Source organism: Rhizobium sp. P32RR-XVIII, assembly GCF_012641395.1.
In the GTDB taxonomy this organism is placed as follows: Bacteria; Pseudomonadota; Alphaproteobacteria; order Rhizobiales; family Rhizobiaceae; genus Rhizobium.
The window spans coordinates 310,274-316,761 of record NZ_JABAIH010000007.1 but is presented as its reverse complement, the minus strand read 5'-3'; the positions used below and the strand labels follow the sequence as shown (position 1 = coordinate 316,761).

The window sequence follows — 6,488 nt, the reverse complement described above, 5'->3', positions numbered from 1 at the left end:
TCTCTTTCTTCTCATCTTCAATTGTCAAATAACAGACCAGTCAACCCGGTCGAATAAAGTTCCACAAAGTCCAAAGCACCTAAGCCTCAAACCATCAATCAGCAATCCAGCCAATCCGGAAACCCTAAAGCGAGAAACTTCGTCGCCAGCAGCGCCGCCGCCCTCGTTCAGTGACGCGGCTTATAAGTCCTTCCCTCAGACATAGTCAACACCGCCAATCCAACTTTTTTGACATTTTTATAACAGATTGATTCCTATAGGGAATTTTTGGTGATGACGGAGACTGGCCAAATTTCCGGGCAATTTGCGATTCCAGGAGACTTCGTTTTGCCGAATGCTCCCTGCTCGCCATCATTCATGCCAATTCCCTTATATAGAAACGCCATCGTCACTTTCCAGACCCGCTTGGCTGAGCCGCGCTCAATCGCTAGTTTGGGTTCCCCGATGCTCGGCTATGGAGACTGAAATGCTCGTCCTCGATGAAACACGAACACGTGCAGCGCTGCCCTGGGCGGAGCTGATCGAGGCGATCGCCGCGATGTTTAACGACGGGTGCATCATGCCGGTGCGCCATCATCACGACATGGACGTGCCGGGCGAAGAAAATGCCACGCTGCTTCTGATGCCGGCCTGGGTGCCTGGGCGCTACGCCGGCGTAAAGATGGTTTCCGTCTTTCCCGGAAATGCGATGCGCGCGATACCTGCGATATTCGGCACCTATCTCTTGTCTTCAGGCGCAACAGGCGAGATGCTCGCGGCGATCGACGGCGGCGAACTGACGGCACGGCGGACGGCCGCGACCTCGGCACTGGCGGCGCGCTACCTCGCGCGGCCCGAGGCGGCGGACCTGCTGGTCTGCGGCACCGGCCGCCTGTCGCTCAATCTGATGCAGGCGCATGCGGCAGTCCGGCCGATCAAGCGCATTCATGTCTGGGGACGCAGTCTCGCAAACGCTGAGAAGATTGCCGCAGAAGCACGCGACCTCGGCCTGCCCGCCGAAGCCGTGTCCGGCATCGAACCGGCCGCCCGCCAGGCGGACATCATCTCCTGCTGCACGCTGTCGAGCGAACCGCTCATGTCCGGCGCATGGCTGAAGCCCGGCGCGCATCTCGATCTGGTCGGCGGCTTCAAGCCCGGCATGCGCGAGAGCGACGACGAGGCGATCCGCCGCGCCTCGGTATTTGTCGACACCCGGGCTGGTGCGATGAAGGAAGCAGGCGATATCGTTCAGCCGCTCGAAAGCGGTGTCCTCACGGCCGAGGCGATCAGGGCGGAGCTTGCGGACCTCGTGCGCGGCACGTCAGCCGGTCGCCGGGCGCCAGACGAAATCACGCTCTTCAAATCCGTGGGCGCCGCACTCGAGGATCTCGCCGGAGCGATCCTCGCCTATGAAACCGTAATCGGCGGGAAATAAGCGGAATGCCTGTTCTGCCGGAGCTTCCGGTTTCTCATGTTCTCGCCGATATCGGAACCGCGCTTGCCGAAAGCGGACGGGCGGTCCTGTCGGCACCGCCAGGCGCCGGCAAGACCACGCTCGTGCCACTCTATCTGCTGGATCAGCCGTGGCGCGACAACGGCAGGATCATCGTTCTCGAGCCGCGCCGGCTGGCTGCCCGGGCGGCGGCAAGCCGGATGGCCTCGCTGCTCGGCGAGCAGGTGGGCGAGACGGTCGGCTACCGCATGCGCCTCGACAACCGGATTTCCGCCAGAACCCGGATCGAGGTTGTGACCGAAGGCGTCTTTGCGCGCATGATCCTCGACGATCCGGAACTTTCGGGCGTTGCGGCCGTCATCTTCGATGAGTTTCACGAACGGTCGCTCGATGCGGATTTCGGGCTGGCGCTTGCGCTCGACGTGCAATCGGCGCTTCGAGAAGATCTGCGCATTCTGGTGATGTCGGCGACGCTCGACGTGGAGCGGGTGGCAGCTCTCCTCAACAATCCGCCGGTGATCGAAAGCATGGGAAGAAGCTTTCCGATCGAGATCCGTTATCAGGACCGGCCGGGAGGCGAGCGCGTGGAGGATGCCGTCACGAGGGCGATCATCGATGCCCATACGCATGAGACGGGATCGATCCTCGCCTTCCTGCCCGGGCAGGCCGAAATCACCCGGACCGTGGAGCGGCTCGATGGCCGGTTCGGACCGGATACGTTGATTGCACCGCTCTACGGCAATCTCAGCCAGAAGGAGCAGGATGCCGCAATCCGGCCGGCGCCGGTGGGCAAGCTCAAGATCGTGCTCGCCACCTCAATCGCGGAGACGTCGATCACCATCGACGGCGTGCGCATCGTCATCGACAGCGGGCTGCAGCGATTGCCCGTTTTCGAAGCCTCGACCGGCATCACGCGGCTGGAGACCGTGCGCGTGTCGCGCGCTTCCGCCGATCAACGCGCCGGGCGCGCGGGTAGAACGGAGCCGGGCGTTGCGGTCCGGCTGTGGCACCAGGGGCAGACGGCTGCCCTTCCCGCTTTCACGCCGCCGCAGATTCTTTCGAGCGATCTTTCCGGCCTGGTGCTCGACCTCGCGCATTGGGGCGTCCAGGATCCGGCGTCGCTTGCCTTCGTCGACCAGCCGCCCGAAACGGTGCTGAAGGAAGCGCGCACACTGCTTCGCGAGCTCGGCGCCCTGGAGAGCGACGGAGCCTTGACAGAGCGGGGACGAACGATGCGCGACCTTGCGCTGCCGCCGCGGCTGGCCGCCATGGTGGTCTCGGCCGGCGAAAGCGGGCATGCGAAAGAGGCCGCCATGCTTGCCGTTCTTATGACGGAACAGGGGCTTGGCGGCGCGAGCATCGACATCGAGGAGCGTTTGCGCCGTTTCAAGACCGAGAAGGGCGAAAGAGCGGATGCTTCACGGCGGCTTGCCGCTCGACTCGCGAATGGGCTGAACAAAATGCCCTCCAGCGCGCCGCCGCTTGCCGGTCAGCTCCTGATTCATGCCTTTCCGGACCGAGTGGCCCTGCAGCGCGGCGCACGCGGGCGCTATGTGATGGTAAACGGCCGCGGCGCGGAGCTGCCGGAGACGGAACGGCTGGCGGGCAGCCAGATGCTGGTGATCGCCGACCTGACAGGACGCGCCGCGCAGGGGCGTATCCTGGCCGCGGCGGAGATCTCGCGGAGAGACGTCGAGGCCGAACTGCCGGATGCCATCAGCACCGGCGAGCAGGTCTATTTCGACCTGCCGAGCAGGCAGGTTCGCGCGAGACGGGCGACGCGACTCGGCGCGATCGTTTTCGATGAAACGCCGCTGGCCCGGCCGACGGGCGAGGCAGTCGTCAAGGCCCTGGCGGATGGCGTGCGCCAATTGGGCCTGGACGTGCTGCCCTTTTCAAAGGAAGCGATCCAGCTGCGCGAGCGGATCGGATTTCTGCATCGGACACTCGGCGAGCCCTGGCCTGACGTCAGCGATTCCGCGCTGCTGGAACGGCTGGATGAATGGTTTACGCCCTACCAGACCGATGCACGCCGCATCTCGGACATTTCCGCCGGATCGCTTTCCAGCGGGTTGATGACGCTCGTTCCGCACGAGCTGCAGCGTGACCTCGGCCGCCTCGCGCCGACGCATTTCGAGGCGCCCACCGGACAGCGGCATCCGATCCAGTATGGCGGCGAGGAGCCGCTGCTGACGATCAGGGTGCAGGAACTTTTCGGATTGAAGCAACATCCGGCGATCGGCGGAGGGCGGCTGCCGCTTCTTCTCGAATTGACCTCCCCGGCGCACAGGCCGATCCAGACGACGCGCGACTTGCCGGGGTTCTGGGTCGGTTCCTGGAGAGACGTGCGCGCGGAAATGCGCGGCCGCTATCCGCGCCACCCGTGGCCGGAACGGCCGGAAGAGGCATTGCCGACGACACGCGCAAAACCGCGTGGTACATAAGGCCTTTCCAGGGAGCGATGATGGTCAACGACGCCGACACCAAACCGCGGGACGACAGCCATAGCAGCCGCAGGCTGCGGCTTCAGACGCTGGTGCGCTTGCGGTGGCTCGCGGTCGCCGGCCAGGCGGCCACCGTTTTCATCGTCACCTTCCTGCTGAAATTTCCGCTGCCGCTGGTCGCAAGCATCTCTCTGATCGCAGCACTGGCCTGGGTCAACTTCTACCTGATGATCCGCTATCCGCCGACGCATCGGCTGGAACCGCCGGCCGCCTTCGCGCTGCTGGCGCTGGATCTGTTGCAGCTCTCCGCGCTGCTGTTCATCACCGGGGGCCTGGCAAATCCGTTTGCGGTGCTCGTCTGCGTGCCGGTCATTATTTCGTTTGCTTCGCAGCCGATCCGCTACAGCACCGCCCTCATCGTCTTTGCCATGGCCTGCATAACGGTCCTCGCGCTCTCTCCCTTTTCGCTTCCATGGTATAACGGCGCCACGATAAACGTGCACACCGTCATGCAGTTCGGCGTCTGGTGCGCGATTGCCTCGACGATGGCCTTTGCGGCGTTTTATGCCTACCGGGTTTCGATGGAGGCGAGCCAGCTGGCGGATGCGCTGGCGGCGACCGAACTCGTGCTACAGAGAGAGAAGCACCTTTCGCAGCTCGACGGCCTGGCGGCCGCGGCGGCGCACGAGCTTGGCACACCGCTTGCGACCATCAGCGTCGTCGCAAAGGAGATGGAACGCGAACTCAAGAACGACGACAGGTTTCGCGAGGATGTGCAACTGCTGCGCAGCCAGAGCGAGCGCTGCCGCGATATCTTGAAACGGCTGACCAGCCTTTCGGCCGAGGGCGATGCGCATATGCAGCGGCTGCCGCTGTCGTCGATGATCGAGGAGATCATTGCGCCCTATCGCGAGCTTCCGATCGCGCTGGAGTTGATCGAGAAGAGCCCGCGCAAGGGCGAACCAGTGACCGAACGCAACGCCGGGATCATGTATGGCCTCGGCAATCTGATCGAGAATGCCGTCGACTATGCGCGCAAAAAAGTGACGGTCACGATCGAACATGATCATGACAGGGTGTTGATTGTCATCGAGGATGACGGCAGCGGTTATACGCCTGATATCCTTGCCCAGATCGGCGAGCCTTACGTCACCAAAAGACAGAATCAGGATACGGCTGGCGGGCTCGGGCTGGGGCTTTTCATTGCCAAGACTCTGCTCGAGCGTTCCGGCGCGACCCTCGCTTTCGGGAACCGCGATCCGGAAAGCCGCGGAGCGCGCATTCGTGTCGAATGGCCGCGCATGCTGCTCGATGCTCATTCGACAAAATGACTGTATCGGCATAATGAAGACACGAGCAGTTGACAAAACGACAGCGGGCAACCGCCGGGATTGGAAGCCATGACTGAACAAACGCACGAAACTCTTGCCGCCAGCGAACACGACATCGGCCCGGATGCGAGCCTGTTGATCGTCGATGACGACGGCCCATTTCTGCGACGCCTGGCACGCGCCATGGAGACCCGCGGTTTCCAGGTGGAAATGGCTGAGTCGGTTGCGGAAGGGATTGCCAAGTCGAAGAGCCACCCGCCGAAATACGCCGTTGTCGACCTGCGGCTCGGCGACGGTAATGGTCTCGACGTCATCGAAGCGATCCGCCAGCGCCGGGATGACACGCGGATCATCGTCCTGACGGGCTATGGCAACATCGCCACCGCGGTAACAGCCGTGAAGCTCGGTGCTGTCGATTATCTCTCCAAGCCTGCTGATGCGGACGACATCTTCGCCGCCTTGACGCAGCGGCCGGGCGAGAAAGCCGACCTGCCGGAAAACCCGATGTCGGCAGACCGTGTCCGCTGGGAACATATCCAGCGCGTCTATGAAATGTGCGAGCGCAATGTCTCGGAGACGGCGCGGCGGCTCAACATGCACCGGCGTACGCTGCAGCGTATACTCGCCAAGCGCGCGCCGAAGTAAGTTAGATATCGTCCGGGGTGAGCTGTTTGCCGTTCGCCCATTCGGCCAGCATCAATCTCTGTGCTGCGGCACGCGAGAAATTCAGCGTCACCGACTTGCGGGTTGCCGGCGGCAGGCGGTGTTCCGGCGCTTCGCGGAGCAGATGCGCACCGTAGCCATCCGAAAGGAACAGACCGCATTCCTCCGGGAAGATATCAAGCGGCACGTCCTTGTGCGTCGCAAAGAAAAGCCGGTCGCAATGCAGCCGGTATTCCGGCCATTTGCGATCAACGCGGAAATCCTCGACAGAAGTCTTGATCTCGACGATCCAGATTTCACCCTTCTCCGAAATCGTGATCAGATCGGCGCGCCGGCCGCTGGCCAGCGACAGCTCGGGCAGGACCGCGTGGCGCATCTCATGAAGTAATATCTGAGTCCCGCGGCGCACGAGCATAGCCCTATCCGATTGCCGGCCATCTATTAACGGATTGTTATTGTAAACGCTCAAAATCGTCATGGATTACCGTGTGGCAGGACCGCGTTTTGTTGCAAAAAAACCATCCGGTTTTAATTTGCGCAGCAGGTAACTCTTGTCGCGCTGCAGCATCTTGCAAAGACGAAGTTAATCGAAAATAACCCATCGTCAAAGACCGTTCC

Annotated in this window: 5 protein-coding genes; 4 read left to right on the top strand and 1 reads right to left on the bottom strand. The window is 62.4% G+C overall.

Annotated elements, in window-relative coordinates:
• Positions 1–466: 466 nt before the first annotated feature.
• The 4 genes from HGP14_RS21510 (at position 467) to HGP14_RS21495 (ending at position 5,852) form a co-directional block, all read left to right on the top strand.
• Positions 467–1,414: an ornithine cyclodeaminase family protein gene (locus HGP14_RS21510; RefSeq protein ID WP_168831916.1), complete on the top strand. Its 948-nt coding sequence runs from the start codon at positions 467–469 to the stop codon at positions 1,412–1,414.
• Positions 1,415–1,419: 5 nt separating this feature from the next.
• On the top strand, positions 1,420–3,876 hold the full coding sequence (gene hrpB, locus HGP14_RS21505) for an ATP-dependent helicase HrpB (RefSeq protein ID WP_168831915.1): 2,457 nt from the start codon (positions 1,420–1,422) through the stop codon (positions 3,874–3,876).
• A gap of 20 nt (positions 3,877–3,896) precedes the next feature.
• Positions 3,897–5,207, top strand: a complete 1,311-nt coding sequence (locus HGP14_RS21500) for an ActS/PrrB/RegB family redox-sensitive histidine kinase (RefSeq protein ID WP_168831914.1) — start codon at positions 3,897–3,899, stop codon at positions 5,205–5,207.
• Positions 5,208–5,276: 69 nt separating this feature from the next.
• Complete coding sequence (locus tag HGP14_RS21495) at positions 5,277–5,852, top strand: ActR/PrrA/RegA family redox response regulator transcription factor (RefSeq protein WP_168831913.1); 576 nt, start codon at positions 5,277–5,279, stop codon at positions 5,850–5,852.
• 1 nt (position 5,853) lies between these two features.
• On the opposite strand, the gene HGP14_RS21490 is transcribed toward HGP14_RS21495, so the two are convergent.
• Positions 5,854–6,348, bottom strand: coding sequence for an MmcB family DNA repair protein (locus HGP14_RS21490; protein ID WP_168831912.1), 495 nt, complete (start codon positions 6,346–6,348; stop codon positions 5,854–5,856).
• Positions 6,349–6,488: the final 140 nt, after the last annotated feature.

Excerpts from the sequence above, each read along its gene's own strand:
- HGP14_RS21510 (WP_168831916.1), top strand. The coding sequence starts at position 467 with ATGCTCGTCCTCGATGAAACACGAACACGTGCAGCGCTGCCCTGGGCG.
- HGP14_RS21495 (WP_168831913.1), top strand. The coding sequence starts at position 5,277 with ATGACTGAACAAACGCACGAAACTCTTGCCGCCAGCGAACACGACATC.
- HGP14_RS21490 (WP_168831912.1), bottom strand. The coding sequence starts at position 6,348 with ATGACGATTTTGAGCGTTTACAATAACAATCCGTTAATAGATGGCCGG.
- HGP14_RS21500 (WP_168831914.1), top strand. The coding sequence starts at position 3,897 with ATGGTCAACGACGCCGACACCAAACCGCGGGACGACAGCCATAGCAGC.
- hrpB (WP_168831915.1), top strand. The coding sequence starts at position 1,420 with ATGCCTGTTCTGCCGGAGCTTCCGGTTTCTCATGTTCTCGCCGATATC.